The sequence below is a fragment of the Pseudomonas laurylsulfativorans genome, assembly GCF_002906155.1.
GTDB lineage: Bacteria > Pseudomonadota > Gammaproteobacteria > Pseudomonadales > Pseudomonadaceae > Aquipseudomonas > Aquipseudomonas laurylsulfativorans.
Genome location: NZ_MUJK01000002.1, coordinates 557,611 through 584,058, shown reverse-complemented (window position 1 = coordinate 584,058; position 26,448 = coordinate 557,611). Strand labels below are relative to the sequence as shown.

25 protein-coding genes are annotated in these 26,448 nt (G+C 59.3%); 13 read left to right on the top strand and 12 right to left on the bottom strand.

The window, feature by feature from the left end:
• Positions 1-140 precede the first annotated feature (140 nt).
• Entirely contained in the window at positions 141-2,783 is a 2,643-nt protein-coding gene (gene mprF, locus B0D71_RS09005) for a bifunctional lysylphosphatidylglycerol flippase/synthetase MprF (protein WP_103394460.1), read from the top strand.
• The gene (locus B0D71_RS09000; protein ID WP_103394459.1) at positions 2,783-4,078 is read left to right on the top strand and encodes a virulence factor family protein; all 1,296 of its coding nucleotides are present in this window, start codon (positions 2,783-2,785) and stop codon (positions 4,076-4,078) included. The genes mprF and B0D71_RS09000 overlap by 1 nt, the downstream gene beginning before the upstream one ends.
• A gap of 183 nt (positions 4,079-4,261) precedes the next feature.
• On the opposite strand, the gene B0D71_RS08995 is transcribed toward B0D71_RS09000, so the two are convergent.
• Positions 4,262-6,163: a potassium transporter Kup gene (locus tag B0D71_RS08995; RefSeq protein WP_103394458.1), complete on the bottom strand. Its 1,902-nt coding sequence runs from the start codon at positions 6,161-6,163 to the stop codon at positions 4,262-4,264.
• Positions 6,164-6,456: 293 nt separating this feature from the next.
• Between B0D71_RS08995 and rimO the strand changes: the two genes are divergently transcribed.
• The 6 genes from rimO to tsaA all read left to right on the top strand — a co-directional run bounded on the left by rimO (position 6,457) and on the right by tsaA (position 11,653).
• Positions 6,457-7,794, top strand: a complete 1,338-nt coding sequence (rimO, locus tag B0D71_RS08990) for a 30S ribosomal protein S12 methylthiotransferase RimO (RefSeq protein ID WP_008052161.1) — start codon at positions 6,457-6,459, stop codon at positions 7,792-7,794.
• 113 nt (positions 7,795-7,907) lie between these two features.
• Positions 7,908-8,381 (top strand): GNAT family N-acetyltransferase, encoded by a 474-nt coding sequence (locus B0D71_RS08985; RefSeq protein WP_103394457.1) that lies wholly within the window; start codon positions 7,908-7,910, stop codon positions 8,379-8,381.
• Positions 8,382-8,565: 184 nt separating this feature from the next.
• A complete protein-coding gene (locus B0D71_RS08980; RefSeq protein WP_103394456.1) occupies positions 8,566-9,276 on the top strand; it encodes an rRNA pseudouridine synthase in 711 nt (236 codons plus the stop codon).
• A 75-nt stretch (positions 9,277-9,351) separates the two neighbouring features.
• A complete protein-coding gene (locus B0D71_RS08975; RefSeq protein ID WP_103394455.1) occupies positions 9,352-9,822 on the top strand; it encodes a YehS family protein in 471 nt (156 codons plus the stop codon).
• A gap of 203 nt (positions 9,823-10,025) precedes the next feature.
• Positions 10,026-10,796, top strand: coding sequence for an SDR family oxidoreductase (locus tag B0D71_RS08970; RefSeq protein WP_103394454.1), 771 nt, complete (start codon positions 10,026-10,028; stop codon positions 10,794-10,796).
• Positions 10,797-10,957: 161 nt separating this feature from the next.
• Complete coding sequence (gene tsaA / locus B0D71_RS08965) at positions 10,958-11,653, top strand: tRNA (N6-threonylcarbamoyladenosine(37)-N6)-methyltransferase TrmO (protein WP_103394453.1); 696 nt, start codon at positions 10,958-10,960, stop codon at positions 11,651-11,653.
• Between the two features lie 194 nt (positions 11,654-11,847).
• On the opposite strand, the gene fpr is transcribed toward tsaA, so the two are convergent.
• Entirely contained in the window at positions 11,848-12,627 is a 780-nt protein-coding gene (gene fpr, locus B0D71_RS08960; RefSeq protein WP_008054100.1) for a ferredoxin-NADP reductase, read from the bottom strand.
• A gap of 151 nt (positions 12,628-12,778) precedes the next feature.
• Between fpr and B0D71_RS08955 the strand changes: the two genes are divergently transcribed.
• Positions 12,779-13,705: a LysR family transcriptional regulator gene (locus B0D71_RS08955; RefSeq protein ID WP_033047456.1), complete on the top strand. Its 927-nt coding sequence runs from the start codon at positions 12,779-12,781 to the stop codon at positions 13,703-13,705.
• Here the strand turns inward: B0D71_RS08955 and B0D71_RS08950 are convergent.
• The 3 genes from B0D71_RS08950 to B0D71_RS08940 all read right to left on the bottom strand — a co-directional run bounded on the left by B0D71_RS08950 (position 13,702) and on the right by B0D71_RS08940 (position 15,767).
• Entirely contained in the window at positions 13,702-14,064 is a 363-nt protein-coding gene (locus tag B0D71_RS08950) for a diacylglycerol kinase (RefSeq protein ID WP_085724535.1), read from the bottom strand. The two genes, B0D71_RS08955 and B0D71_RS08950, sit on opposite strands and share 4 nt — an antisense overlap.
• 75 nt (positions 14,065-14,139) lie before the next feature.
• Positions 14,140-14,790, bottom strand: coding sequence for a response regulator transcription factor ErdR (gene erdR, locus B0D71_RS08945; RefSeq protein ID WP_103394452.1), 651 nt, complete (start codon positions 14,788-14,790; stop codon positions 14,140-14,142).
• A 218-nt stretch (positions 14,791-15,008) separates the two neighbouring features.
• Positions 15,009-15,767, bottom strand: a complete 759-nt coding sequence (locus B0D71_RS08940) for a tRNA-uridine aminocarboxypropyltransferase (RefSeq protein WP_103394451.1) — start codon at positions 15,765-15,767, stop codon at positions 15,009-15,011.
• Between the two features lie 188 nt (positions 15,768-15,955).
• Between B0D71_RS08940 and B0D71_RS08935 the strand changes: the two genes are divergently transcribed.
• A complete protein-coding gene (locus B0D71_RS08935) occupies positions 15,956-16,378 on the top strand; it encodes a quorum-sensing-regulated virulence factor family protein (protein WP_007971154.1) in 423 nt (140 codons plus the stop codon).
• Here the strand turns inward: B0D71_RS08935 and B0D71_RS08930 are convergent, their stop codons facing one another.
• Positions 16,379-16,573 carry a hypothetical protein gene (locus B0D71_RS08930; RefSeq protein WP_103394450.1) on the bottom strand — a complete coding sequence of 65 codons (195 nt, stop codon included), beginning with the start codon at positions 16,571-16,573 and terminating at the stop codon, positions 16,379-16,381.
• Between the two features lie 481 nt (positions 16,574-17,054).
• On the opposite strand from B0D71_RS08930, the gene B0D71_RS08925 reads away from it, so the two are divergent.
• Entirely contained in the window at positions 17,055-18,173 is a 1,119-nt protein-coding gene (locus B0D71_RS08925) for an LOG family protein (RefSeq protein WP_103394449.1), read from the top strand.
• Between the two features lie 45 nt (positions 18,174-18,218).
• On the opposite strand, the gene recX is transcribed toward B0D71_RS08925, so the two are convergent.
• The 5 genes from recX to B0D71_RS08900 all read right to left on the bottom strand — a co-directional run bounded on the left by recX (position 18,219) and on the right by B0D71_RS08900 (position 21,707).
• The gene (gene recX, locus B0D71_RS08920) at positions 18,219-18,686 is read right to left on the bottom strand and encodes a recombination regulator RecX (protein ID WP_103394448.1); all 468 of its coding nucleotides are present in this window, start codon (positions 18,684-18,686) and stop codon (positions 18,219-18,221) included.
• Between the two features lie 8 nt (positions 18,687-18,694).
• Positions 18,695-19,753 (bottom strand): recombinase RecA, encoded by a 1,059-nt coding sequence (gene recA / locus B0D71_RS08915; protein WP_046041172.1) that lies wholly within the window; start codon positions 19,751-19,753, stop codon positions 18,695-18,697.
• Positions 19,754-19,836: 83 nt separating this feature from the next.
• Positions 19,837-20,337, bottom strand: a complete 501-nt coding sequence (locus B0D71_RS08910) for a CinA family protein (RefSeq protein ID WP_103394671.1) — start codon at positions 20,335-20,337, stop codon at positions 19,837-19,839.
• A gap of 117 nt (positions 20,338-20,454) precedes the next feature.
• Positions 20,455-20,796 (bottom strand): phage holin family protein, encoded by a 342-nt coding sequence (locus B0D71_RS08905; protein WP_103394447.1) that lies wholly within the window; start codon positions 20,794-20,796, stop codon positions 20,455-20,457.
• Positions 20,797-20,972: 176 nt separating this feature from the next.
• Positions 20,973-21,707 carry an XRE family transcriptional regulator gene (locus tag B0D71_RS08900; RefSeq protein ID WP_103394670.1) on the bottom strand — a complete coding sequence of 245 codons (735 nt, stop codon included), beginning with the start codon at positions 21,705-21,707 and terminating at the stop codon, positions 20,973-20,975.
• A gap of 210 nt (positions 21,708-21,917) precedes the next feature.
• On the opposite strand from B0D71_RS08900, the gene mutS reads away from it, so the two are divergent.
• Positions 21,918-24,497 (top strand): DNA mismatch repair protein MutS, encoded by a 2,580-nt coding sequence (gene mutS / locus B0D71_RS08895; RefSeq protein WP_103394446.1) that lies wholly within the window; start codon positions 21,918-21,920, stop codon positions 24,495-24,497.
• Positions 24,498-24,639: 142 nt separating this feature from the next.
• A complete protein-coding gene (gene fdxA, locus B0D71_RS08890) occupies positions 24,640-24,963 on the top strand; it encodes a ferredoxin FdxA (RefSeq protein WP_007970729.1) in 324 nt (107 codons plus the stop codon).
• Between the two features lie 472 nt (positions 24,964-25,435).
• Here the strand turns inward: fdxA and rpoS are convergent, their stop codons facing one another.
• Positions 25,436-26,443, bottom strand: a complete 1,008-nt coding sequence (rpoS, locus tag B0D71_RS08885) for an RNA polymerase sigma factor RpoS (protein WP_103394445.1) — start codon at positions 26,441-26,443, stop codon at positions 25,436-25,438.
• Positions 26,444-26,448 lie beyond the last annotated feature (5 nt).

Sequence of the window (26,448 nt, the reverse complement as noted above, 5' to 3'; positions counted from 1 at the left end):
GCTGAAGCTTTCACGACTGATAACGCGCCGCCCCTGTAGCCGGGAGATAGGCGTTAGTATTTGTGATTATTTTTTTCTACAGGGATTGGTAACTTGGCTGGATACCCCCATCCTGTCGCGCACAATCCAAGAGGTGATTGATGCGCGCCAACTCGTCTGATCCACAAGACACTGTCACAGCGACACAACCGATCAACGCTGAGCGTCTGCGCCTGCTTGATCGATTGAGCAAGTACCGTCAACCCATTGGCCTGGCGGTCACCCTGCTGCTGTTCGCGATCGCGCTGATTGCCTGTCGCCACCTGTTGAGCGAACTTGACCTTTACGCGCTGCACGACTCGATCCTCGAAGTTCCGAAGCCTGCCTTGATGGGCGCCTTGGGCGCAACCGTAGTGGGCTTCATCATTCTGCTCGGTTACGAATGGTCAGCCAGCCGCTATGCCGGGGTGAACCTTGCACCGCGCGCACTGGCACTGGGCGGTTTCACGGCCTTTGCCATCGGCAACGCCATCGGCCTTTCAATGTTGTCAGGCGGTTCGGTTCGCTATCGCCTCTACGCCCGTCATGGCCTGGGGGCGGCTGAGGTCGCGCGCATGACGCTGTTCGCCAGCCTCTCGCTGGGTTGCGCCCTGCCGCCGCTGGCCGCCCTGGCGACACTCAGCGACCTGCCTGCCGCCTCCACCGCCCTGGGGCTCTCCGAGACATTGCTGGGCGTGGTGGCAACCGTGGTGCTCGTACTGTTTTCGGTGTTGGCGATCGGTATCTATCGTCGTCGGCTGCCGGATCAGCCTTACCCGGACAACCTGTTGGTCAGGATCGGGCGTCGTACCTTGCGCCTGCCCGGGCGTCGCCTGACGTTCCTGCAATTGATCATCACGGCCCTGGACGTAGCGGCCGCCGCGACCGTGCTCTATTTGCTGCTGCCGGAAGCACCGCCCTTCGGCGCGTTCCTTCTGGTTTACCTGTTGGCGCTGGCCGCCGGCGTGCTCAGCCATGTGCCGGGCGGTGTCGGGGTGTTCGAGGCGATTTTGCTGGCGGCGTTTTCCGACACCCTGGGTGCTGCGCCACTGGCGGCCGCCCTGCTGCTCTATCGCTTGATCTACGTGGTCCTGCCGTTGCTGGTGGCCTGCCTGCTGTTGCTGATCAACGAAGGTCAGCGTCTGTTCCAGACACGCCAGACCTTGCGCGCGGCCTCAGGCCTGGCGGCCCCGATACTGGCGGTGCTGGTATTTCTGTCCGGCGTTGTCCTGCTGTTCTCCGGCGCCACTCCGGAAATCGATACCCGCCTGGAACACATCGGTTTTCTGATCCCCCATCGACTGGTCGATGCCTCGCACTTCGGCGCCAGCCTGGTCGGCGTCCTTTGCCTGTTGCTGGCCCAAGGGCTGCGTCGCCGGCTGTCGGCCGCGTGGATGCTGACCACCATTCTGTTGCTGGTCGGCGCCCTGCTCTCACTGCTCAAGGGTTTTGACTGGGAAGAAGCCAGCCTGATGGTGCTGACGGCGAGCCTGCTCGGGGTGTTCCGCCGCTCGTTCTATCGCCCCAGCCGCCTGACCGAAGTACCGTTCTCGCCGCTGTACCTGGTGGCGAGCCTGTGCGTGCTCGGTGCGTCGATCTGGTTGCTGCTGTTCGCCTATCAGGACGTTCCGTACAGCCATCAACTCTGGTGGCAGTTCACCCTCGACGCCGACGCCCCTCGCGGCCTGCGTTCGCTACTCGGGGCTGCCGTGCTGCTGGTAGTGGTGTCGCTGACCTGGTTGCTACGCACGGCGCGTCCGGTCATTCACCTGCCGACGCCCGACGAACTGGAGCGCGCCAGCAAGATCCTCATGGCGTCGGCACAACCGGACGGCGGCCTGGCCCTGACCGGTGACAAGGCATTGCTGTTTCACCCCAACGACGAGGCGTTCCTGATGTACGCCCGTCGTGGCCGCAGCCTGGTGGCGCTGTATGACCCTATCGGTCCGGGCCAGCAACGGGCGGAAATGATCTGGCAGTTCCGCGACCTGTGCGACATTCACCACGCCCGCCCCGTGTTCTATCAAGTGCGCGCAGAGAACTTGCCGTACTACATGGACATTGGCCTGACCGCGATCAAGCTCGGCGAAGAAGCGCGGGTCGACCTCAAGCGTTTTGATCTCGAAGCCAAGGGCAAAGAGATGAAGGACCTGCGCTACACCTGGAACCGTGGCACCCGTGATGGCCTGTCACTGGAAATCTTCGAGCCGGGCCAGGCACCGATGGATGAGCTCAAGGTGATTTCCGATGCCTGGTTGACCGGCAAGAACGTGCGCGAGAAAGGTTTTTCGCTGGGCCGCTTCAGCGATGACTACCTCAAGTATTTCCGCATCGCGGTGATTCGTTTCGAAGGACGTCCGGTGGCGTTCGCCAACCTGCTCGAGACCTACAGCCATGACCTGGCCAGTCTCGACCTGATGCGCGCGCACCCGGACGCCCCGAAGCTGACCATGGAATTCATGATGGTCGGCCTGATTCAACATTATAAAAACCATGGATACGCGCGTTTCAGCCTGGGCATGGTGCCGTTGTCGGGGTTGCAACCCCGTCGCGGCGCACCATTGACCCAGCGCCTGGGCTCGATGGTATTCCGCCGTGGTGAGCAGCTGTACAACTTCCAAGGCTTGCGCCGCTTCAAAGACAAGTTCCAGCCTGATTGGGAACCCCGTTATATGGCCGTGCCCGCCGGACTCGATCCGCTGGTTGCGCTGGCCGACACTGCTGCCCTGATCGCGGGCGGCTTGACCGGATTGGTGAAACGCTGATGATTCAACGCTCCTTGCGGTATGTACTGGGCACACTGGTGATAGTGGCCCTGATTCTCGGTGGCGGTTATTGGTACCTCAAACGCCCGGCACCGGAACCGACCCTCCAATTGCTGACCCCGGCCGACGGTGCGCCGATGACCCGTGTCATCCCCGGCACCACGCCGCGCGCCCAGGTGCTGGTGGCGGTCAACGAAGACCAGAAACTAAGCGACAAGCAATTGATGACCCTGAGCCGCAGCGGCTCGGCACAGATTGTCCAGGTGATTCTGCCCAAGGACTGCCTGCTACAAAGCCGCGCCCTGCAATCAGGCCTGCGAGAACTCAAAGGCCCGGCGACCCTGGTCAGCGGCATCGGCCCTGGCGCCGTGCTGGCCTGGCGCTGGTTGTCCGAGCAAAAGGACGACAAAGCCTACGCCATCTCGGTCGACCTGGCCCTGGAAAAGGGTGGCTGCACGCACCTGTTACCGAAAAGTGCCGCCCACGGCCACTGGCTGGCGGCGTGGAACGACAACCCGGACGACACCAGCGCCGGCTTCGTGCGTGATCAACCGAACGCCGAAACCAGCATCAGCGACTACGACATCAACCTGCCGCAAGTGCTGAACAACGAACTGCGCAAGATCCTCGTCGGTGGCGACAAAGCCGCTGGCGGCCTGCAGATTCCAGTGGTCGAAGTACCAGCCGGCCAGGCCAGGGACACCGTGACCCTGTTCCTCTCCGGTGACGGTGGCTGGCGCGACCTGGACCGCGATGTGGCGGGCGAGATGGCCAAGATCGGCTACCCGGTGGTCGGCATCGACACCCTGCGCTACTACTGGCAGCACAAGAGCCCGGAACAAAGCGCGCTGGACCTGGCTGAACTGATGCAGCACTACCGGCAGAAATGGGGGACCAAGCGCTTCATCCTGACGGGCTACTCGTTCGGCGCCGATGTCCTGCCGGCGATCTACAACCGCCTGGCCGAGTCGGAGCAGAATCGCGTAGACGCGATCATCCTGCTGGCTTTCGCCCGTACCGGCAGCTTCGAGATCGAAGTCGAAGGCTGGCTCGGTAACGCCGGCAAGGAAGCCGCCACCGGCCCGGAAATGGCCAAGCTGCCAGCCGCCAAAGTGGTGTGCATCTACGGCGAAGAAGAAACCGACGAAAGCGGCTGCACCGACAAGACAGCAGTAGGCGAAGCCATCAAGCTGCCTGGCGGCCACCACTTCGACGAGAATTACCCGGCGCTGGCCAAGCGCTTGGTCGATGTGATCGAGAAGCGCCAAGCCAAAGAAGCAGAAGCTCAAGAGTGATCTGAGCCTCACTGAAGAAAAGCCCCCGCCATCTCACGATAGCGGGGGCTTTTTCATTCAACGCCACAAATCCCTGTAGGAGCGAGCCTGCTCGCGATAGTCGTCAACGATAACGCTGGCTGCCTGAATGACCGCGGTGAACTCAGGTTTTTCGCGAGCAGGCTCGCTCCTACAGGATCAGGTCTACATTTCGACCTGCGTCCCTAACTCAATCACCCGGTTCAGCGGCAGATTGAAGAACCGCAGGTTGCCGTTGGCATTCTGCAACATGAAGGCAAACAGAGCCTCACGCCAGCGCGACATGCCTTCGAGCTTGGAAGCGATGACCGTTTCGCGGCTGAGGAAGTACGTAGTGCGCATCGGGCTGAAGTCCAGCTCATCGAGGTGACACAGCTTCAATGCTTTCGGTACATCCGGTTCGTCGGTAAAGCCGAAGTGCAGGATCACCCGGAAGAAACCTTCGCCGTAGGCATCGACCTCGAAACGCCGTGTTGGCGGCACCCGCGGAATGTCTTCGTACACCACCGTCAGCAGCACCACTTGCTCGTGCAGTACCTGGTTATGCAGCAGGTTGTGCAACAGCGCGTGGGGCACGGCATCTGGCCGCGCCGTCAGGAACACGGCGGTGCCCTGAACGCGATGCGGCGGTTGTACCGCGATGCTGCTGATGAAGATCGGCAGCGGCAGTCCACCCTCATCAATACGCTCGACCAGCAACTGCTTGCCACGCTTCCAGGTGGTCATCAGCACAAACAGGGCGAAACCGGCGATCACCGGGAATGCCCCGCCCTGGACGATTTTCGGCACGTTGGCGGCGAAGTACAAACCGTCCACCAACAGGAAGCCCAGCAAGACCGGCACAACAAGAACCGGCGGCCACTTCCACAGCAGCAGAATCACTGCCGTCACCAGGATGGTGGTCATCAACATGGTCCCGGTCACCGCCACCCCATAAGCCGAGGCCAGGGCACCAGAGGACTCGAAACCAATCACCAACAGGATCACGCCGACCATCAGCGCCCAGTTGACCGCGCCAATGTAGATCTGGCCCTGTTCGGCACTGGAGGTGTGCCGGATATGCATGCGCGGGATGTAACCGAGCTGGATCGCCTGACGGGTCAGGGAGAACGCACCGGAAATAACGGCTTGCGAAGCAATCACCGTGGCCATCGTCGACAGGCCGACCAGCGGAATCAGCGCCCAGCTTGGCGCCAGCAGGTAGAAGGGGTTACGGGCAGCTTCCGGATCGCCCAGCAGCAAGGCCCCTTGACCAAAATAGTTCAGCACCAGCGCCGGCAGTACGAGGATGAACCAGGCACGAGCGATCGGCTTGCGACCGAAGTGGCCCATGTCCGCGTACAACGCCTCGGCACCGGTCAGCGCGAGCACCACAGCGCCGAGAATTGCCACACCCATGCCCGGGTGCACGATGAAGAAGCGTACGCCCCACACCGGGTTCATCGCTTGCAAGACCTCCGGATGCTGGCTGATGCCGTAGACGCCCAGTGCACCCAGTACGAGAAACCAGGTCACCATGATCGGCCCGAACAGAATGCCGATCCGCGCCGTACCATGGCTCTGGATCAGGAACAGCGCCACCAGCACCACCAGAGAGATAGGCACCACCCAGTGGTCGATCCCGTCGAACGCCAGCCCCAGGCCTTCAATCGCCGACAGTACGGAGATCGCCGGGGTGATCATGCTGTCGCCATAGAACAACGCCGCACCGATCAGCCCGCAGACCACCAGAAAACCGCGTAGCTTTGCATGCCCCGCCGCCGCCCGCCGGGCCAGTGCGGTCAAGGCCATGATCCCGCCTTCGCCCTGGTTGTCGGCGCGCAGGACGAACATCATGTACTTGATCGACACGACCCAGATCAGCGACCAGAAAATGAGTGCCAGAATCCCCAGCACCCCGTCATGGTTGACCGGCACGCCGTAGCCGCCGGAAAACACTTCCTTGAGGGTGTACAACGGACTGGTACCGATATCGCCATAAACCACCCCGACTGCCGCGACCAGCATGCCGATCGGCTTCACCGCCGAATGCTCGGCGCCCGCAGCCTGACTACTTGCCTGACCCATCCACCACTCCTACTACCCAGACCCGGAATTCTTTGGAAGAAGCACTATGCTTTATCGTGCAGCATGCGCCGTTTTACTTCACGTTACAGACGTTTTGTTGACAGTAAAAAATCAGTAAAGCGTAACGGCGCGAAGCATAGCGCAGCACTCGTCGTATTTCCCTGCATAAAGCTGGTCAAGTGAGCGACTCATCGCTAGAATTGCGCACTTTTTGATCAGAGGCGCAGTTCAAGCGCCCGTCCGTCGGTTTTGCCCTGCCCGGCAAGCGGCGTCACAAAATACCGAGGTTAGACATGTCCACCACTCCTGCGCCGGCCAATCCAAAGGTTGGCTTCGTATCCCTGGGTTGCCCCAAAGCACTGGTCGACTCCGAGCGCATCCTTACCCAGTTGCGCATGGAAGGCTATGACGTGGTGTCCACCTACCAGGACGCCGACGTCGTGGTAGTCAACACTTGCGGCTTCATCGATTCGGCCAAGGCCGAGTCCCTGGAAGTAATCGGCGAAGCCATCAAGGAAAACGGCAAGGTCATCGTGACCGGCTGCATGGGCGTCGAAGAAGGCAACATTCGCAACGTACACCCGAGCGTGCTGGCCGTGACCGGTCCGCAGCAGTACGAGCAAGTGGTCAACGCCGTGCACGAAGTCGTGCCGCCACGCCAGGACCACAACCCGCTGATCGACCTGGTGCCACCTCAAGGCATCAAGCTGACCCCGCGCCACTACGCCTACCTGAAGATTTCCGAAGGCTGCAACCACAGCTGCAGCTTCTGCATCATCCCGTCGATGCGCGGCAAACTGGTCAGCCGTCCGGTGGGTGATGTGCTCGACGAGGCCCAGCGCCTGGTCAAGTCCGGCGTCAAGGAACTGCTGGTGATCTCTCAGGACACCAGCGCCTATGGCGTCGACGTGAAATACCGCACCGGATTCTGGAACGGCGCGCCGGTGAAAACCCGCATGACCGAACTCTGCGAAGCCCTGAGCACCCTCGGCGTCTGGGTTCGCCTGCACTACGTTTACCCGTATCCGCACGTTGACGAGCTGATCCCGCTGATGGCCGCCGGCAAGATCCTGCCGTACCTGGACATCCCGTTCCAGCACGCCAGCCCGAAAGTACTGAAGTCAATGAAACGCCCGGCCTTCGAAGACAAGACCCTGGCGCGCATCAAGAACTGGCGCGAAATCTGCCCGGACCTGATCATCCGTTCGACCTTCATCGTTGGTTTCCCGGGTGAAACCGAAGAAGACTTCCAGTACCTGCTGAACTGGCTGACCGAAGCCCAGCTCGACCGCGTCGGCTGCTTCCAGTACTCGCCGGTAGAAGGCGCACCGGCCAATGACCTGGACCTGGAAGTCGTCCCGGACGACGTCAAGCAGGACCGTTGGGAGCGCTTCATGGCGCACCAGCAGGCCATCAGCTCGGCGCGCTTGCAAATGCGCATCGGCCGTGAGATCGAAGTGCTGGTCGATGAAGTCGACGAGCAAGGCGCGGTAGGCCGCTGCTTCTTCGATGCCCCGGAAATCGACGGTAACGTATTCATCGACAACGGCAGCAACCTCAAGCCGGGCGACAAGGTCTGGTGCAAAGTGACCGACGCCGACGAATACGACCTGTGGGCTGAACAGATCTAAACGCAAAAAATACGCAAAGCCCCGCTCTCTTGACGAGATGCGGGGCTTTTTTACGGCTATCGTTTGAGGTTGAAAGGATTCCTATCAACCACTGCATAAAGAGGCAGACGGGCATGCGTCAGCATTCGGTCATCCATACGCCGAAACTCGGCGACTACGAAGAATTGACCCAGGTCTGGGAGGCCTCGGTACGCGCGACCCACGATTTTTTGCCGGACAGCTACATCGAACTGCTGAAAAACCTGGTGCTGACCCGCTACCTCGACTCGGTGATGCTGGTCTGTACCAAGGATTCCAGCCAACGCATCACCGGGTTCGCCGGCGTGGCGGCCGGCAAGATCGAAATGCTGTTCATCGACCCCGACCATCGCGGTCAGGGCTTGGGCAAGAAACTGCTGCACTATGCCCTGGAACACCTGAACGCCGATGAACTGGACGTCAACGAACAGAACCCGCAAGCCCTCGGCTTTTACTTCAAGCAGGGTTTCGAGGTCATCGGTCGCTCGGAAGTCGATGGCATGGGCCAGCCGTATCCGCTGCTGCACATGCGTTTGCGCCAGCCCCAAAAGCTGACGCGCAACGGCTGATACATGCAAAACCTGTAGGAGCTGGCTTGCCGGCGATAGCATCACCTCGGTGCAACTGACAGACAGTGTTGCCTGCATCGCTGGCAAGCCAGCGCCTACAAAAAGCGCTGCGGTGTAAATGGAACCGCGATTAACCGGCGCCAGGCAGGTACAATGCCCACCCCCTTTTTGTTACGGCCCTGACATGACTGACCCGATTCGTCTCTCCAAACGCCTCATCGAACTCGTCGGCTGTTCCCGTCGGGAGGCTGAGCTGTTCATCGAGGGCGGCTGGGTCACCGTCGACGGCGAAGTCATCGACGAGCCGCAATTCAAGGTCGACACCCAGAAAGTCGAGCTTGATCCAGAAGCCAAGGCCACCGCGCCGGAACCGGTGACCCTCCTGCTCAATGTGCCCGCCGGCATGGACGCAGACACCGCCATGGCCACTCTCGGCGCCGAGACCCTGAGCGAAGAACACCGCTACGGCAAGCGCCCGTTGCGCGGGCACTTCCTGCGCCTGACCGCCAGCACCGACCTGCAGGCCAATGCCAGCGGCCTGCTGGTGTTCACCCAGGACTGGAAAATCCTGCGCAAACTCACTGCCGACTCCAGCAAGATAGAGCAAGAGTACGTAGTCGAGGTTGAGGGCGAGATGCTGGCTCACGGCTTGAACCGCCTGAACCACGGCCTGACCTACAAGGGCAAGGAATTGCCGGCGGTCAAGGCCAGCTGGCAGAACGAAAACCGTCTGCGCTTTGCAATGAAGAACCCGCAGCCGGGCATCATCGCCCTGCTTTGCCAGGCGGTCGGCCTGAAGGTCGTCGCTATCCGTCGCATCCGCATCGGCGGCGTGTCCATCGGCAAAGTGCCGGTGGGGCAATGGCGCTACCTGTCCGGCAAAGAGAAGTTCTAAGGCTTTTCTCGCCGCCACACATTTCGGCGCCGCGCTTGGCCGCGACGCCCACAGCTGATTATCAGGACTGCACACATGATTCATAACGACGTACTGCGCAGCGTGCGCTACATGCTCGACATCAGCGACAAGAAAGTCATCGAGATCATCAAGCTCGGCGGCATGGACGTGACCCTGGCAGACCTGCTGACGTACCTCGACAAAAAAGAGGAAGACGAGGAAGGCTTCGTACGTTGCCCGGACGAAGTCATGGCGCATTTCCTCGACGGCCTGGTGATCTTCAAGCGCGGCAAGGACGAAAGCCGTCCACCGCAGCCGATCGAGGTGCCGGTGACCAACAACATCATCCTGAAAAAGCTGCGGGTGGCGTTCGAGCTGAAGGAAGACGACATGCACGCGATCCTCAAGGCCGCCGAGTTCCCGGTATCCAAGCCTGAGCTGAGCGCGCTGTTCCGCAAGTTCGGCCACACCAACTATCGCCCGTGCGGCGACCAGTTGCTGCGTAACTTCCTCAAGGGCCTGACCCTGCGCGTTCGCCCGCAGTAAACCGTTCCCTGTAGGAGCGAGCTTGCTCGCGATGGATTCGAAAACGCCGCGATTATCCAGCAAGCATGCGTTATCGTTATCGACCATCGCGAGCAAGCTCGCTCCTACAAGGCCGAATGGCCTTCCATTCCGCGCAAAAATAGTGGCTCCGCTTCTGGCGGCTGACGACTAGGGTGTAAAGACCTCAGCTTTCAGGATTCGCCATGCATCCCTATTTTTCCCTGCAAGGCCGCACCGCCCTGGTGACCGGCGGCACCCGTGGTATCGGCAAAATGATCGCCAAGGCCTACGTCGAGGCCGGCGCCACCGTGTACGTCTGTGCCCGCGACGCCGAAGCCTGCCAGCAAACCGCCGACGAACTCGGAGCGCTTGGACACTGCCACGCCATGGCGGCCAACCTCGCCACCGAAGACGGTGTCCTGCAACTGGCCAGGCGCCTGGGCGAGCAGATCTCCCATCTGGACATACTGGTGAACAACGCCGGTACCACCTGGGGCGCACCACTGGAGAGCTACCCGATCAAGGGTTGGGAGAAAGTCATGCAGCTCAACGTGACGTCGGTGTTCAACTGCATCCAGCAATTCCTGCCCCTGCTGCGCAAGGCCGGCTCGGCAGCCAACCCGGCGCGCATCATCAACATTGGTTCGGTGGCAGGGATTTCATCCTTCGGCGAACAGGCGTATGCCTACGGGCCGAGCAAGGCGGCGTTGCATCAACTGTCGAGGATTCTGGCGCGGGAACTGGTGAGCCAGCACATCAACGTCAATGTGATCGCCCCGGGACGCTTTCCGAGCAAGATGACCCAGCACATTGGCAATGATGAACAGGCATTGGCGCAGGATACGGCGTTGATCCCGATGAAGCGCTGGGGTCGCGAGGAAGAGATGGCGGCACTGGCGATCAGTCTGGCGAGTACGGCGGGAGCCTACATGACTGGAAATATCATTCCGCTGGATGGTGGATTCAGTCTGTAGATTGGCGGCGCGGCCTTCGCAAGCCCGCTCCCACAAGGTTTTGTGGTCTGCCCAAATCCTGTGGGAGCGGGCCTGCTCGCGAAGAGGCCGGGACAGTCACGACCAGACTTGAAGCCCGCCGGGTTATCATGCCCACCCTCATCTCGCCCCGACCCCAGATCATGACCTACAGCGTTTCCCCCATCGGCTTCGTGCGCTCCTGCTTCAAGGAGAAATTCGCCATTCCGCGCCAGCCGCAACTGGCCCCGGCCGCCCGTGGCGTGCTGGAACTGTTGGCACCGTTCGATCAAGGGGACGCAGTGCAGGGCCTGGAGCAAGTTAGCCATGTGTGGCTGCTGTTCCTGTTCCACCAGGCGCTGGAAGAAAAACCTCGCTTGAAGGTCCGCCCGCCGCGCCTGGGCGGCAATAAATCCATGGGCGTGTTTGCCACTCGCGCAACCCACCGCCCCAATGGCATCGGGCAGTCAGTGGTGAAACTGGACAAGGTCGAAGCCAATCGCTTGTGGATCTCCGGCATCGACCTACTGGATGGCACGCCGATTCTCGATATCAAACCCTACGTGCCCTACGCCGACATCATCGATACAGCCTCCAATAACATCGCCAGCGCCGCGCCGCAGCTGATCCCCGTGCAGTGGACGGATGCAGCGCTGCAACAGGCTCACGGGCATGCCCAGCGCCTGCAAGAGCCTTTGGTTGAGCTGATCGAGCAATGCCTGGCGCAGGATCCACGCCCGGCCTATCAAACGCCTGCACCGGAGCGGGAATACGGCGCGCAGTTTTGGGATCTGGATGTACGCTGGCATTACCCGACACCGGAGCTGATCCGCGTGCTGGAAGTTGTCCCGGTAAAATAACCCCGGAAACGAAAAAGCCCGCGTCACCGTCTCAGGTCACGCGGGCTTTTCTTTGCGCTACGCATCTACTGTAGGAGCTGGCTTGCCAGCGATGAACTCGAATACACCGCGTTTACCCGGTAAACACTCGTTATCGTTGACGACCATCGCGAGCAATCGAGCGTCGACCGGCTGCTCCTACAGGTGACTTGCGGTCACTTCTCGACGAACGCTCGCTCGATCAGGTAATCACCTGGCTCGCGCATCCGTGGCGAAACCTTCAGGCCGAAGCTGTTCAACACTTCGCTGGTCTCGTCGAGCATGCTCGGGCTGCCGCACAGCATGGCGCGGTCGTCCTGCGGGTTGATCGGTGGCAGGCCGATGTCGCTAAACAGCTTGCCGCTGCGCATCAGGTCGGTCAGGCGACCTTCGTTCTCGAACGGCTCGCGGGTCACGGTCGGGTAGTAGATCAACTTGTCACGCAGCGCATCGCCGAAGAATTCGTTCTGCGGCAGGTGCTCGGTGATGAACTCGCGGTAAGCGACTTCGTTGACGTAACGCACGCCGTGGCACAGGATCACTTTTTCGAAACGCTCGTAGGTTTCCGGGTCCTGGATGACGCTCATGAATGGCGCCAGACCGGTACCGGTGCTGAGCAGGTACAAATGTTTGCCAGGCTTCAAGTCATCCAGTACCAGCGTGCCGGTAGGCTTCTTGCTGATGATGATCTCGTCGCCTTCCTTCAGATGCTGCAACTGCGAAGTCAGCGGACCATCAGGCACCTTGATGCTGAAAAACTCGAGATGCTCTTCCCAGTTCGGGCTGGCAATCGAGTAAGCGCGCATAAGCGGGCGGCCATTGGGCTGTTGCAGGCCGATCATCACGAACTGACCGTTCTCGAAGCGCAGGCCCGGATCACGGGTGCACTTGAAGCTGAACAGAGTGTCGTTCCAGTGGTGAACACTGAGGACACGCTCGTGGTTCATGTTGCTCATGTACGTGGGACTCCTGGGAATATTGTCTGCGCCTGCTCTGCGCGCGCTCTACGAAAGAGAGCTGAGCTCTGCGCAATTGCATCGCATTCTAAAGGCAGAGACAATATCTGTTAAATGGATTATTAAGATAAGGGTTATCGGTTATATCGATATGCGATTTACTCTCCGTCAACTTCAAGTATTCGTCGCCGTCGCCCAGCAGGAAAGCGTATCCCGTGCTGCGGGCCTGCTCAACCTCTCGCAATCGGCAGCGAGCACCTCGATCACCGAGCTGGAACGACAGTGTAGCTGCCAGCTGTTCGACCGCGCCGGCAAACGCCTGAGCCTCAACGCGCTCGGCAAACAGCTGCTGCCCCAGGCGGTGGCCTTGCTGGACCAGGCCAAGGAGATCGAAGACCTGCTCAACGGCAAGTCGGGGTTCGGCTCGCTGGCCGTGGGCGCGACCCTGACCATCGGCAATTACCTGGCCACCCTGCTGATCGGCAGCTTCATGCAGCGCCACCCGGAAAGCCAGGTGAAACTGCACGTGCAGAACACTGCCAATATCGTGCAACAAGTGGCCCACTATGAAATTGATCTGGGTCTAATCGAAGGCGACTGCAGCCACCCGGACATCGAAGTACAAAGCTGGGTCGAGGACGAACTGGTGGTGTTTTGCGCCCCTCAGCATCCGCTGGCCAAGCGCGGCACGGCGACCATGGACGAGTTGAGTCACGAAGCATGGATCTTGCGCGAACAGGGCTCCGGCACGCGGTTGACCTTCGATCAAGCCATGCGCCATCACCGTTCTTCTTTAAATATCCGCCTGGAGCTTGAGCACACCGAAGCGATCAAGCGCGCGGTGGAGTCAGGTCTGGGGATCGGCTGCATTTCCAGGCTGGCTTTGCGCGACGCCTTCCGCCGCGGCAGCCTGGTGCCTGTCGAGACACCGGATCTGGATCTGGCGCGACAGTTTTACTTCATCTGGCATAAACAGAAATATCAGACCTCGGCGATGCGCGAGTTCCTCGACCTGTGCCGCGCCTTCACCGCCGGGGTTCAGCGCAGCGACGAGATCGTGCTGCCGACGATCGCTTAGAGCAGAATCACTGCCCACACCAGGGCAATCATGCTCAATGCCACGAACTGGGCGGCACTGCCCATGTCCTTGGCGTTCTTGGACAGCGGGTGCCGCTCAAGGGAAATGCGGTCGATGGCCGCTTCCACTGCCGAGTTGAGCAACTCGACGATCAACGCCAGCATGCAGACCGCGATCAACAACGCCTGTTCAACCCGGCTGACATTCAGGAAGAACGACAAGGGAATCAGGATGACGTTGAGCAATACCAGTTGCCGAAAGGCGGCTTCACCGGTGAAGGCTGCGCGCAGGCCGTCCAGCGAATAACCGGAGGCATTGAGAATACGTTTCAGGCCGGTCTGGCCTTTGAAAGGTGACATAGAGTGGGCAACTGACAAAGAAGAAGTGGGAAAGCTAGTTCAACCAAAGTCAAAAAAGCGTGAAGTTGCCAGCCTTTAATGGCTGGAGATTGACTCAAGTTGTTGCAAGAGAAGCGCGGCCTGGGTCCGGGTCCGTACATTCAGTTTACGGAAAATCGCGGTCACATGCGCTTTGATCGTCGCCTCGGAAACACTCAGCTCGTAGGCGATCTGTTTGTTCAGCAGACCTTCGCAAACCATGGTCAGCACCCGGAACTGCTGCGGAGTCAGGCTGGCAAGACCTTCGCTGGCCGCCTTGGCCTCTGCCGAAACGCTGACCGCTTCGAACGCCTGCGGTGGCCAGAACACGTCGCCATCAAGGACCGCACGCACGGCTTTCTGGATCACACTCAAGTCGCTGGATTTGGGAATGAAGCCACTGGCACCGAATTCACGAGACTTGACCATGATGGTCGGCTCTTCCTGGGCCGAGACCATGACCACCGGGATCTGCGGATACTGACCGCGCAGCAGGACCAGTCCGGAAAACCCGTAGGCCCCCGGCATGTTCAGATCCAGCAGGACCAGATCCCAATCGGATTTTTCCGTCAGGCGAACTTCCAGTTCGGCGATGCTCGCCACTTCCACCAGGCGGACATCCGGGCCGAGGCCCAGGGTCAGCGCTTGATGCAAGGCACTGCGAAAAAGTGGGTGGTCATCGGCAATCAGGATTTCGTATGTGGCCATCTTTCAAATGATCCTGTTTTTCATGGGACGCCCGATGCATTCGGACCTCGCCAAAATGACTCAAGGCACAGCCACCAAGCTGCACTGAAAAGGTACGCTCAACGCAAAAAAACGCGTTGTAACCTCTGGCCGCACCCTAATCGGCGCCAAGCATGCCCAGCGAATCCGGGGTGGTCAAGCAGCATGGCCGGGACACTTTATTGCAGTATGCGCGACAATCAGTCCACCAATGGGGTGACCGACTGGACATAGGGCTTCAGCTCGGCATGAGCCGGGGTCGAAACGTTCATGTCCAACTGATGTTTGGCATCGAGGTAATGCTGGCTGAACACGTCGAAGTAGGCATCCAGCGCCGAGGCTGCCGCCTCATCGCCTGCAAGATCGAGACACAGCGCCGCCACTTCCGCCGTACACAGGTGCTCGCTGCGGGTCGAGCGGCGCAAGCGGTAACGAGAGAGTTTCTCTGGGAGCAGGCTGAGGATCGGCAATCGGTCGAAATAGGGACTCTTGCGAAAGATTTTCCGCGCTTCAGTCCAGGTCGCGTCCAACAGAATGAACAACGGGCGCTTCGTGCCGTCGACATCCACACTGTTAGTCACGCGCTCAGGCTCGACGTACTCCCCCGGAAACACCAGGTAGGGCTGCCATTGCGGGTCGGACAACAACGCCAGCAACTTCGGATCGACCTCGGTGCGGGACCAGATGAAGGCATGGTTGTCAGGTACCACATCGGCGATCAGCCAACCGGTGTTGCTCGGTTTGAAGACTTCCTTGTTGGTCATGATCAGGCATACGCCGGAGCGGGTCGCGACCTGCGGACGCCATGCGCACAGGCAGTGGCTCTCTATCACTCGGCAATCACGGCAACGCGGCGCACGCCAGCCGCGGGCCTGAATCGGCTTGATGCCCTCCTCCTCGCGTTGATCGCGCAAGCGGGCTACGGCATTCAAGGCAAAGCGCGCGGGGGTATGGCTCATAGCGGGCAACGCCCACAGAGAAGGGAACTCGACACGAAAAACACTCGACAGGGTAAAAAGTGCCAGCAGTTTACCAGACCGTCCGGTGCAAGCCTGTACCGTCCAGCCCGCCTCCCCTATAATTCGCCGCCACTGAACGCACAGTCACGTGACGGGTCAAAACCCCATCACTGAACCAGGAGAGTTTCATGCTGCGCCTTATCGTTCCTACCGCGGCCATTTTGCTGGCGTCGTCCCTCAACGCTCAGGCCGCGTCCTTGAAAGACACGGAACTGAACAAAATGCTGCAAAACGTCGCCACCCAGAGCAGCGTCGGCACTCCACGAGCGATCAACGAAGACATACTCGATCAAGGCTACACCGTTGAAGGCAAACAGCTGATCAACCATCTGAGCGTGCAGAGCAGCCACGCCGACAAGATGCGCGCCGACCCAAAAGCCGTGTACTTCCAGCTGGGAGCTTCCGTCTGCAGAAACGAAGGGTTTCGCAAGCTGATGGCCAAGGGCGCGATCATGCGTTACGACTTCACCGAGGTAAAAACCAACCGTCCGGTCGGTTCCGCAAGCTTCCAGGAATCGGATTGCCTGCAACCGGCCAAGAAGAAAAAGTAATCACCGGGAATTGGCGCGTCGTTGTTCATCTTCGGCGCGCAATTCTGCCAGCAGCGCCTGCAGGTAATGCGAGCGACGTTCACCGCCACGCAATCGCCGGCAGCACTCCTCTTCGAGACTCAAATGATGGGTCTCGGCTGATGACTCCAGCAATCGATACAGCTGCGTATCGATCTCCAGAACGACTCTGGCCATGGTTTCCCGCCTCCCTGCACTTCACTCGTGTTTGAGCGATAAATCCTTAAAACGCATGTACCGTGCGCCCCGCCGTAGACGCAAAGTTGTCGTGTGACACCTGTAACTTAGTAAATCAGAGTGCAGCACATGCGACGGACGTTCAGACGAGTGGTGAAAGCACCTTGCAAATCGTCAATAAGCGGTTGCCAGGAAAGACTTTGTGGCGCAATGATCAAGGCAGCGAAAATCACTGTGAAGGTCTAGATTTCAGGGTAACCACGTACACTTTTTCAGGGCTGGAAAGGGGCTGGCCGTCGCTTGTCGTGTTATGCGAACGTTTCTTTCATTCAAGGAAAAACAGAGCCTGTTTGGATGATCCGATGTCTTTCGGGTCAAGTAGATCGCCCAGGCATGGGCCAGGGCAGACAGCGACACATGGAGTGTCGTGGCACCGACGTACGTTGTCGGGCCGAGGGTTCTGTGCAGAAGGAGAAGTTGAATGCCTTACCAACCGAATGACCTCCTGAGCCGTCATTTTGAAGAAAGCGGCCACGACCTCATCAGCAAGGTCGAAGAACAACTCAAGCTGATTTCACCCAACAGCCCGAACATCCCGATCTACCGCGACATGATCCTGACCGTGCTGCGTATGGCCCAGGAAGACCACAACCGCTGGAATGCCAAAATCACCCTGCAAGCCCTGCGCGAACTGGAACAGGCTTTCCGCGTGCTCGAACAATTCAAGGGCCGACGCAAGGTCACTGTTTTCGGCTCGGCCCGCACCCCCATGGAACATCCGCTCTACAGCATGGCCCGGGAGCTCGGTGCTGCGCTGGCGCGCTCGGACATGATGGTCATTACCGGCGCCGGTGGCGGCATCATGGCCGCCGCCCACGAGGGAGCCGGCCTGACACACAGCCTGGGGTTCAACATCACCCTGCCTTTCGAGCAGCATGCCAACCCCACTGTCGATGGCACGACCAACCTGCTGCCCTTCCACTTCTTCTTCACCCGCAAGCTGTTCTTCGTCAAGGAAGCCGACGCCCTGGTGCTGTGCCCGGGTGGCTTCGGTACCCTGGATGAAGCGCTGGAAGTGCTGACTCTGATCCAGACCGGCAAGAGCCCATTGGTGCCGGTAGTGCTACTGGACACGCCGGGCGGCAAATTCTGGCAAGGCGCACTGGAGTTCATTCATCAGCAACTGGAGGAAAACCACTACATCCTGCCCACTGACATGAAGCTGGTGAAACTGGTCTACAACGTCGAAGAAGCGGTAGAGCACATCAACCAGTTCTACAGCAACTTCCACTCCAGTCGCTGGCTCAAGCACCAGTTCCTGATTCGCATGAACCACACACTCAGCGACCACGCACTCGAACATATGCAGGAAGCTTTCGCCGACCTTTGCCTGAGCGATCACTTCCATCAGCATGTCTACAGCGGTGAAGAACACAATGAAGCCGAGTTCAGCCATCTGGCGCGACTAGTCTTCAACTTCAACGCCCGCAATCACGGCCGCCTGCGCGAGCTTGTGGACTACATCAACCTGCCGGAAAACTGGGCACAATCAAAACCCCTGGTGCAACAGCGCACGCGGGAGACGTCAAAGGTGACGTGAGGCATAAAAAAACGGCCCGCTATCGAAATAGCGGGCCGTTTCAGTTCAATCGTCCATCCCTCGCCCGCTGAACAGGCGGTTGATCATTTCCATGGAGTATCCCCGATACGCCAGGAACCTGCCCTGCTTGGCTCGCTCCCGGACGTCCGCCGGCAATTGCCCGGAGAACTTGCGTCGCCAGGTATCGGCCAGTTGCTCCTGCCAGTCGATACCGCTCTCACGCAGGGCGAGTTCAATATCGCTGCGCTGCAAGCCACGCTGGCCCAGCTCTTCACGAATGCGTAAAGGACCGTAACCGGAACGGGCGCGGTAGGAAACGAAACTTTCGAGATAACGGGTTTCGGACAACAACCCCTCTTCCGTCAACCGGTCGAGTGCTGTTTCGATCATTTCAGGGAGGGCGCCGCGCTGACGCAGTTTACGCGTCAGCTCGACACGACCGTGCTCGCGTCGAGCGAGCAGGTCCATTGCGGTTCGCCGCACCGCGACGAGTGTATCGAGTACGACGGTCATCGCTTCGATCAGATATCAGCGTCAGCCAGGTCGTCTTCGGTCTCTTTGACCGCAGAAGCTTTGGCGTCTGCCACCGACGAAGGCGACAGCAGCTTGTCACGCAGTTGTTTCTCCAGCTTTGCCGCGACTTCCGGATTGTCTGCCAGGAACTTGGCAGAGTTGGCCTTGCCCTGACCGATCTTGGTGCCTTCATAGGCATACCAGGCGCCGGACTTCTCTACGAAACCGTGCAGAACACCAAGGTCGATCATCTCACCGTTGAGGTAGATGCCCTTGCCGTAAAGAATCTGGAACTCGGCCTGACGGAACGGCGAAGCCACCTTGTTCTTCACAACCTTGACGCGGGTTTCGCTACCGACGACTTCATCACCTTCTTTCACCGCGCCAGTACGACGGATATCCAGACGAACAGATGCGTAGAACTTCAGTGCGTTACCACCGGTGGTGGTTTCCGGGCTACCGAACATCACACCGATTTTCATGCGGATCTGGTTGATGAAGATCACCAGGCAGTTGGCGTTCTTGATGTTACCGGTGATTTTACGCAGCGCCTGGGACATCAGACGGGCTTGCAGGCCCACGTGCATGTCACCCATTTCGCCTTCGATTTCAGCCTTTGGCACCAGGGCGGCCACGGAGTCGACGATGATCACGTCAACCGCGTTGGAACGCACCAGCATGTCGGTGATTTCCAGGGCCTGCTCGCCGGTGTCCGGCTGGGAAACCAGCAGGTCGTCGACATTGACACCCAGCTTACCGGCGTACTCAGGGTCGAGGGCGTGTTCGGCGTCGACGAATGCGCAGGTCGCGCCGGCTTTTTGAGCCTGAGCGATCACGGACAAGGTCAGCGTGGTTTTACCGGAAGACTCAGGACCGTAGATTTCAACAATACGGCCTTTTGGCAGACCGCCGATGCCGAGAGCGATGTCCAGACCCAGAGAGCCAGTGGAGATGGCCGGGATCGCCTGACGGTCCTGATCGCCCATACGCATTACGGCACCCTTGCCGAATTGACGTTCGATCTGACCCAGGGCCGCAGCCAAGGCTTTCTTCTTGTTGTCGTCCATTAAAGTCCTCACGTAATCAATAAGGCCTGACGGCCAACACCTGTATAAGTAGCCAGTATTATTCCACAGCGATTCCGGATCGCCTACCCCTGATTTGAGATTTCTGCCGCGGTATGCCGCAGCAGCCCCTCTAGCGCGGCCTTCACCGTTTGTCGGCGCACCTCGTCGCGGTCACCGGCGAAGTGTTGCACCTCGCTGAACACTCGCTCGCCCACACCCCAGGCCAACCATACCGTGCCCACTGGCTTGCTCGGCGAACCACCGTCCGGCCCGGCCACGCCGCTGACCGCCACGGAAAAATACGCGCGACTTTTCTCCTGCGCGCCCTTGGCCATCGCTTCGACCACCTCGTGACTGACCGCCCCCACCTTGGTGAACAACTCCACCGGGACATCCAGTTGCAGGTTCTTCTGCAGATTGGAGTAGGTGACATAACCAGCCTCGAACCACGCCGAGCTGCCCGGAATTCGTGTGATCGCCTCGGCGATCCCGCCTCCCGTACAGGACTCGGCCGTGGAAACATGGGCATTGAGAATCTGCAATTGCCTGCCAAGGTCAGCGGCGAGCTGGGTGATTACTTTCACAGTCATCTCCTGATGGGGCGGTATGGGTTAACCGTACACGAGCAGACCACACTTGCAAGCGACTGGAGTGATCAAAATGCAAAGAACCAGAGGCTCTGGAAAAGGCCTGTCGGGGAATCAATCTTGGACGTCACCGGACAGGGCATTACCGATCCCCAGGCGCTTGGCTGCCCAACGTTCATATAACCCGAGAACTACGTCTGTCCCGGCCATCGCCGCTAAACATCCACCCGCACAAGCAGCCCAAATGGAAACATTGGCGGCATGCAGCAGCATGATGGCCGAGGCGCCGCAGATCATGCTTGAGCCAGACCGCAGGCACAGGCGCCGGACAAGGGGCCAGCCACGAACGCCGTCTTTGTCGGCACGCCACATTTCACCGGCAACACCACCGAGAGCTGGCAAGAGAATGAGCAGCCAAAGAGGCATGTCCAGCAACGCATATTGCTCAGCGGTCATTTCATGCCTCCTTGAGTGAACGGTCACACCGCGGTCTTGAATGAACAAGCAGCGAGAGTATGCATCAATGCATAATTAGTCAATGCACAAACGCATCAAAAAAGACAATCCAATGCTTTCAGCACACGAAAAAAAAAACCCGCTCGACAAGCGGGTTTTATCTGAACGCGAGGGTATTAACGGGCGTACATACCCCACCAGAAGACATGCCCGAGGATAACAATCGGCTCCTCCTGGATGTCCTGAAAGGTGTAATCTTCGTCCGGATGTTCGTCACGATTGAAGCTGCGCAGGCGAATCCCGGTCGGCAGGCGATACAGCTGCTTCACCCGCAATTGGCCATTGTGATTGATTGCATAAAGGTCCCCGTCAACGATATCGCCAATGCCGCACTTGCCGGCATTGACCCCGACCGTGGCGCCATCGCGCAGTACCGGCAACATGCTGTTGCCCCGCACTGTCACGCATTTTGCCTGGTCGAACTGCACGCCATTATGACGCAGGCTACGCTTTCCGAAGCGCAGGATAGAGCGCTCGCTCTCCTCGATAACAAATCTTCCCGACCCTGCGGCCAACTCAACCTCGCGAAGAAAAGGAACCGACACCTCATCATCTTCGACAGGGGTATCGTCATCCCACAGACTTATATCCTTGAGTTCAGAATGGATCTGGGCACGCCCTGCATTGGTGGTGAGCGTGACGTCTGCGCGACCTCGCAACTGGTCGGTGCTCACGGAAAAATAGTCGGCAATTTTCGAAATGTGCCTATCTGAAGGATCGACGATCTTCCCGCTGAGAATGCGCGAGAGCGTGGATTGAGGCACGCCGGTACGACGGTGAAGCTCCGTGGGGGAGATCCCGTGCTGATCGAGCAATGCTCTTAAGACAGTTGATACGTTGCGTTTTTGCATAACACGCATAGTGCTTGTTCTTTTCGAAGAAGACAAATGCCGAATTGCATAATCGATGCATAACATGATTTGGGCATCGTAAAAGATGTCGCCCGACCGTGGTGCCTGCGTCAGGTAGAGCGCCCATGGTAACCTTGCGCCCATCGCGGAAAAGCCCGTCCATTGCCCCGCTTTTGCCCCACCTCCTTCAACGAGCTTCCTGACAATCCGATGAATAAAGCCGTCTCCGACCTGTCCTCCCACACCCCCATGATGCAGCAGTACTGGCGCCTGAAAAACCAGCACCCGGACCAGTTGATGTTCTACCGCATGGGCGACTTCTACGAGATCTTCTACGAAGACGCGAAGAAGGCCGCGAAGTTGCTCGACATCACGCTGACCGCCCGCGGGCAGTCGGCCGGGCAGGCAATTCCGATGTGCGGGATTCCTTACCATGCCGCCGAGGGTTACCTGGCAAAATTGGTGAAGCTGGGCGAGTCGGTGGTGATCTGCGAGCAGGTCGGCGACCCGGCCACCAGCAAAGGGCCGGTGGAGCGGCAGGTCGTGCGCATCATCACGCCGGGCACCGTGAGTGACGAGGCGCTGCTGGATGAGCGTCGCGACAACCTGATCGCCGCCGTTTTGGGTGATGAGCGCCTGTTTGGTCTGGCGGTACTGGACATCACCAGCGGCAACTTCAGCGTGCTGGAAATCAAGGGTTGGGAAAACCTGTTGGCGGAACTGGAGCGGGTCAACCCGGTGGAACTGCTGATCCCGGATGACTGGCCCAAGGATCTGCCGGCGGAAAAGCGCCGCGGTGTGCGTCGCCGTGCGCCGTGGGATTTCGAACGCGATTCGGCGCTCAAAAGCCTGTGCCAGCAATTCTCGACCCAGGATCTCAAGGGCTTTGGATGCGAAAACCTGACCCTGGCGATCGGCGCCGCCGGCTGCCTGCTGGCCTACGCCAAGGAAACCCAACGGACCGCCCTGCCCCATTTGCGCAGCCTGCGTCATGAGCGCCTGGACGACACCGTGGTGCTTGATGGCGCCAGTCGTCGCAACCTGGAACTCGATACCAACTTGGCCGGGGGCCGCGACAACACCCTGCAATCGGTGGTGGACCGCTGCCAGACCGCCATGGGCAGCCGCCTGCTGACCCGCTGGCTGAATCGCCCGTTACGGGATTTGACGGTGCTGTTGGCGCGCCAGACTTCGATCACTTGCCTGCTCGACGGTTACCGCTTTGAAAGACTGCAACCGCAGCTCAAGGAGATCGGCGACATCGAGCGGATTCTTGCGCGGATCGGCCTGCGCAATGCCCGTCCGCGCGACCTCGCCCGTTTGCGTGACGCCCTGGGCGCACTGCCCGAACTGCAAGTGGCAATGACGGAGCTCGAAGCCCCACACCTCCAGCAACTCGCCACCATCACCAGCACCTACCCGGAACTGGCGGCACTCCTGGAAAAAGCAATCATCGACAACCCGCCCGCAGTCATTCGTGACGGCGGCGTGCTGAAAACCGGCTACGACAGCGAACTCGACGAGTTGCAGTCGCTCAGCGAAAACGCCGGGCAATTCCTGATCGACCTCGAAGCACGGGAAAAGGCCCGCACTGGCCTGTCGCACTTGAAGGTCGGTTACAACCGCATCCACGGTTACTTCATCGAACTGCCAAGCAAGCAGGCGGAATCGGCACCTGCCGACTATGTTCGCCGCCAGACGCTCAAAGGCGCCGAGCGCTTCATTACACCGGAACTCAAGGCGTTCGAAGACAAGGCTTTGTCAGCCAAGAGCCGCGCCCTGGCCCGCGAGAAGATGCTTTATGAAGCGCTGCTCGAAGACCTGATCAGCCAACTGCCACCACTGCAGGACACCGCCGGCGCCCTCGCCGAACTGGACGTCTTGAGCAACCTGGCCGAACGTGCGCTGAACCTCGACCTGAACTGCCCACGCTTCGTCAGCGAACCGTGCATGCGCATCAGCCAGGGCCGCCACCCGGTGGTCGAGCAAGTGCTGACCACGCCATTCGTGGCCAACGACCTGAGTCTGGACGACAACACGCGCATGCTGGTAATCACCGGTCCGAACATGGGCGGTAAATCCACCTACATGCGTCAGACCGCATTGATTGTGCTCCTGGCTCATATCGGCAGCTTCGTACCGGCAGCCAGTTGCGAACTGTCGCTGGTCGACCGCATCTTTACCCGGATCGGTTCAAGCGATGACCTGGCCGGTGGGCGTTCCACTTTTATGGTGGAGATGAGTGAAACCGCGAACATTCTGCACAACGCCACCGAGCGCAGCCTGGTGCTGATGGACGAAGTCGGGCGCGGTACCAGCACCTTCGACGGTCTGTCGCTGGCATGGGCGGCGGCCGAGCGCCTGGCGCATCTGCGTGCCTACACGCTGTTCGCCACCCACTATTTCGAACTGACTGTCCTGCCGGAGGCCCAGCCGCTGGTAGCCAACGTGCATCTCAACGCCACCGAGCACAACGAGCGCATCGTGTTCCTGCACCACGTGCTGCCCGGACCTGCCAGCCAGAGTTACGGACTGGCCGTTGCGCAGTTGGCAGGCGTACCGAGTGAAGTGATCACCCGTGCCCGGGAGCATTTGAGCCGTCTGGAAGACACCGCCCTGCCCCATGAGGTGCCTGCGCCCGCCAAGGGCAAACCGGCTGCTCCGCAGCAAAGCGACATGTTTGCCAGCCTGCCGCATCCGGTGCTGGAAGACCTGGCCAAACTTGATCTGGATGACATGACGCCACGTCGTGCTCTCGAAATGCTCTATACACTAAAGACACGGATCTAACGCAGCGGCTTGCAAGCTGTTAGAATCTCGCGCGGTTTGGGATGCTGCTGGCTAATAGCCTGGCCAGCAGACTATCGCTCCCGAACCTGGCGACCCCTACGAGAAGGGGCGCAGCAAGCCGCGCCTGAGGAGAAAATTAGAAATGACCTTCGTCGTCACCGACAACTGCATCAAGTGCAAGTACACCGACTGCGTAGAAGTCTGTCCGGTGGACTGCTTTTACGAAGGCCCGAATTTCCTGGTGATTCACCCGGATGAGTGCATCGATTGCGCGCTGTGCGAACCTGAATGCCCTGCCGTGGCTATCTTCTCCGAAGATGAGGTTCCTGCCGGCATGGAAAACTTCATCGAGCTGAACGCTGAGTTGGCCGATATCTGGCCGAACATCACCGAACGCAAAGATCCAATGCCTGATTCCGCAGAATGGGATGGCAAGCCAGGCAAGATCGCAGATCTCGAACGCTGATTACCCCCGCGTTCGCGAAAAAGGCCCCACAAGGGCCTTTTTGCTTTTCTGCGGGTAAAAAAAAGGGGCGGTTTGACCCGCCCACATTTTTTCCCTATTCCCTGTGTTCCTTTTCATCATCCTGATGAATCGCATCCTGCGATGTCCATTCCCCTTCATCCTTGAAGGGTGCGTCTATCCGTCGACACCAGCTGAATACTAGAGTTTTTCCCCACACGATCAATCGCCCTTTGGCGCAAAATCTAACTGTCACATCTCATCAACAATAAAAAATAGCCATATAAATCATAAAGATGCAGACAAAAAACGCACAACATGGGCGACTGGCAGGGTGTAAAAATAACGAACACCTACGCAAGAGTAAGCCAAGGCTTACAGCAGGAAACCAATATTGCGAGCTGACCCGTACCAGAGCCCAGGTAACAAAAAACCCCGAACCAGTCGGGGTTTTTTTGCCATCGCCGCGAGCGCCTTACTGGAACAGCGACTCACTCGACAGACCATTTTTTTCCAGGATCTCGCGCAGCCGCTTCAAGCCTTCCACCTGAATCTGTCTGACCCGTTCACGGGTCAGGCCGATTTCCAGGCCTACGTCTTCAAGGGTGCTGCTTTCATGACCGCGCAGGCCGAAGCGGCGTACAACCACCTCGCGTTGCTTGTCGGTCAACTCCGAGAGCCACTGATCGATGCTCTGGGACAGGTCGTCGTCCTGCAACAGTTCGCATGGATCGGTTGGGCGGTCGTCAGTCAGGGTATCAAGCAGGGTTTTATCCGAATCCGGACCCAGCGAGACGTCGACCGAAGAAACCCGCTCGTTAAGACCGAGCATGCGCTTGACCTCTCCCACCGGCTTTTCCAGCAGGTTGGCGATTTCTTCGGGTGAGGGTTCATGGTCGAGTTTTTGCGTCAGCTCTCGAGCAGCCCGCAGGTACACGTTCAGCTCTTTGACCACATGGATCGGCAACCGGATCGTCCGGGTCTGATTCATGATTGCGCGTTCGATGGTCTGGCGAATCCACCAGGTCGCGTAGGTCGAGAAGCGGAAACCGCGTTCCGGATCGAACTTCTCCACCGCCCGGATCAAGCCGAGGTTGCCCTCTTCGATTAAGTCCAGCAGCGACAGCCCACGATTGACGTAGCGTCGGGCGATTTTCACCACCAGCCGCAGGTTGCTTTCAATCATGCGTTTGCGCCCGGCCGGATCGCCACTTTGCGACAGGCGCGCAAAATGAACTTCTTCTTCGGGTGACAACAGGGGAGAGAAACCAATTTCATTGAGATACAGCTGCGTGGCATCTAGTGCCCGCGTGTAGTCAATGTACTTGTGTTGTTTCAACGTTGCGGAGTGTTTGGATTTGGCACGAACGGAAGGTGGAGCCGCCCCTTCATCATTCGACATCGAATCCGTATCGATGCTGCTCTCCATCAGGAGAACCTCATCGTCGATGTCAAACTCCGGCACTTCTTTACTGAGAGCCATTGTTA

Bases quoted from the DNA above. Each gene is read 5' to 3' on its own strand.
- B0D71_RS08935 (WP_007971154.1), top strand. From the start codon at position 15,956: ATGCTGCGCCTTATCGTTCCTACCGCGGCCATTTTGCTGGCGTCGTCC.
- B0D71_RS08975 (WP_103394455.1), top strand. From the start codon at position 9,352: ATGATTCATAACGACGTACTGCGCAGCGTGCGCTACATGCTCGACATC.
- B0D71_RS08925 (WP_103394449.1), top strand. From the start codon at position 17,055: ATGCCTTACCAACCGAATGACCTCCTGAGCCGTCATTTTGAAGAAAGC.
- B0D71_RS08930 (WP_103394450.1), bottom strand. From the start codon at position 16,573: ATGGCCAGAGTCGTTCTGGAGATCGATACGCAGCTGTATCGATTGCTG.
- recX (WP_103394448.1), bottom strand. From the start codon at position 18,686: ATGACCGTCGTACTCGATACACTCGTCGCGGTGCGGCGAACCGCAATG.
- B0D71_RS08985 (WP_103394457.1), top strand. From the start codon at position 7,908: ATGCGTCAGCATTCGGTCATCCATACGCCGAAACTCGGCGACTACGAA.
- fdxA (WP_007970729.1), top strand. From the start codon at position 24,640: ATGACCTTCGTCGTCACCGACAACTGCATCAAGTGCAAGTACACCGAC.
- mprF (WP_103394460.1), top strand. From the start codon at position 141: ATGCGCGCCAACTCGTCTGATCCACAAGACACTGTCACAGCGACACAA.
- B0D71_RS08995 (WP_103394458.1), bottom strand. From the start codon at position 6,163: ATGGGTCAGGCAAGTAGTCAGGCTGCGGGCGCCGAGCATTCGGCGGTG.
- rimO (WP_008052161.1), top strand. From the start codon at position 6,457: ATGTCCACCACTCCTGCGCCGGCCAATCCAAAGGTTGGCTTCGTATCC.
- recA (WP_046041172.1), bottom strand. From the start codon at position 19,753: ATGGACGACAACAAGAAGAAAGCCTTGGCTGCGGCCCTGGGTCAGATC.
- B0D71_RS08940 (WP_103394451.1), bottom strand. From the start codon at position 15,767: ATGAGCCATACCCCCGCGCGCTTTGCCTTGAATGCCGTAGCCCGCTTG.
- B0D71_RS08900 (WP_103394670.1), bottom strand. From the start codon at position 21,707: ATGCAAAAACGCAACGTATCAACTGTCTTAAGAGCATTGCTCGATCAG.
- tsaA (WP_103394453.1), top strand. From the start codon at position 10,958: ATGACCTACAGCGTTTCCCCCATCGGCTTCGTGCGCTCCTGCTTCAAG.
- mutS (WP_103394446.1), top strand. From the start codon at position 21,918: ATGAATAAAGCCGTCTCCGACCTGTCCTCCCACACCCCCATGATGCAG.
- B0D71_RS08980 (WP_103394456.1), top strand. From the start codon at position 8,566: ATGACTGACCCGATTCGTCTCTCCAAACGCCTCATCGAACTCGTCGGC.
- B0D71_RS08970 (WP_103394454.1), top strand. From the start codon at position 10,026: ATGCATCCCTATTTTTCCCTGCAAGGCCGCACCGCCCTGGTGACCGGC.
- erdR (WP_103394452.1), bottom strand. From the start codon at position 14,790: ATGGCCACATACGAAATCCTGATTGCCGATGACCACCCACTTTTTCGC.
- rpoS (WP_103394445.1), bottom strand. From the start codon at position 26,443: ATGGCTCTCAGTAAAGAAGTGCCGGAGTTTGACATCGACGATGAGGTT.
- B0D71_RS08905 (WP_103394447.1), bottom strand. From the start codon at position 20,796: ATGACCGCTGAGCAATATGCGTTGCTGGACATGCCTCTTTGGCTGCTC.
- fpr (WP_008054100.1), bottom strand. From the start codon at position 12,627: ATGAGCAACATGAACCACGAGCGTGTCCTCAGTGTTCACCACTGGAAC.
- B0D71_RS08955 (WP_033047456.1), top strand. From the start codon at position 12,779: ATGCGATTTACTCTCCGTCAACTTCAAGTATTCGTCGCCGTCGCCCAG.
- B0D71_RS09000 (WP_103394459.1), top strand. From the start codon at position 2,783: ATGATTCAACGCTCCTTGCGGTATGTACTGGGCACACTGGTGATAGTG.
- B0D71_RS08950 (WP_085724535.1), bottom strand. From the start codon at position 14,064: ATGTCACCTTTCAAAGGCCAGACCGGCCTGAAACGTATTCTCAATGCC.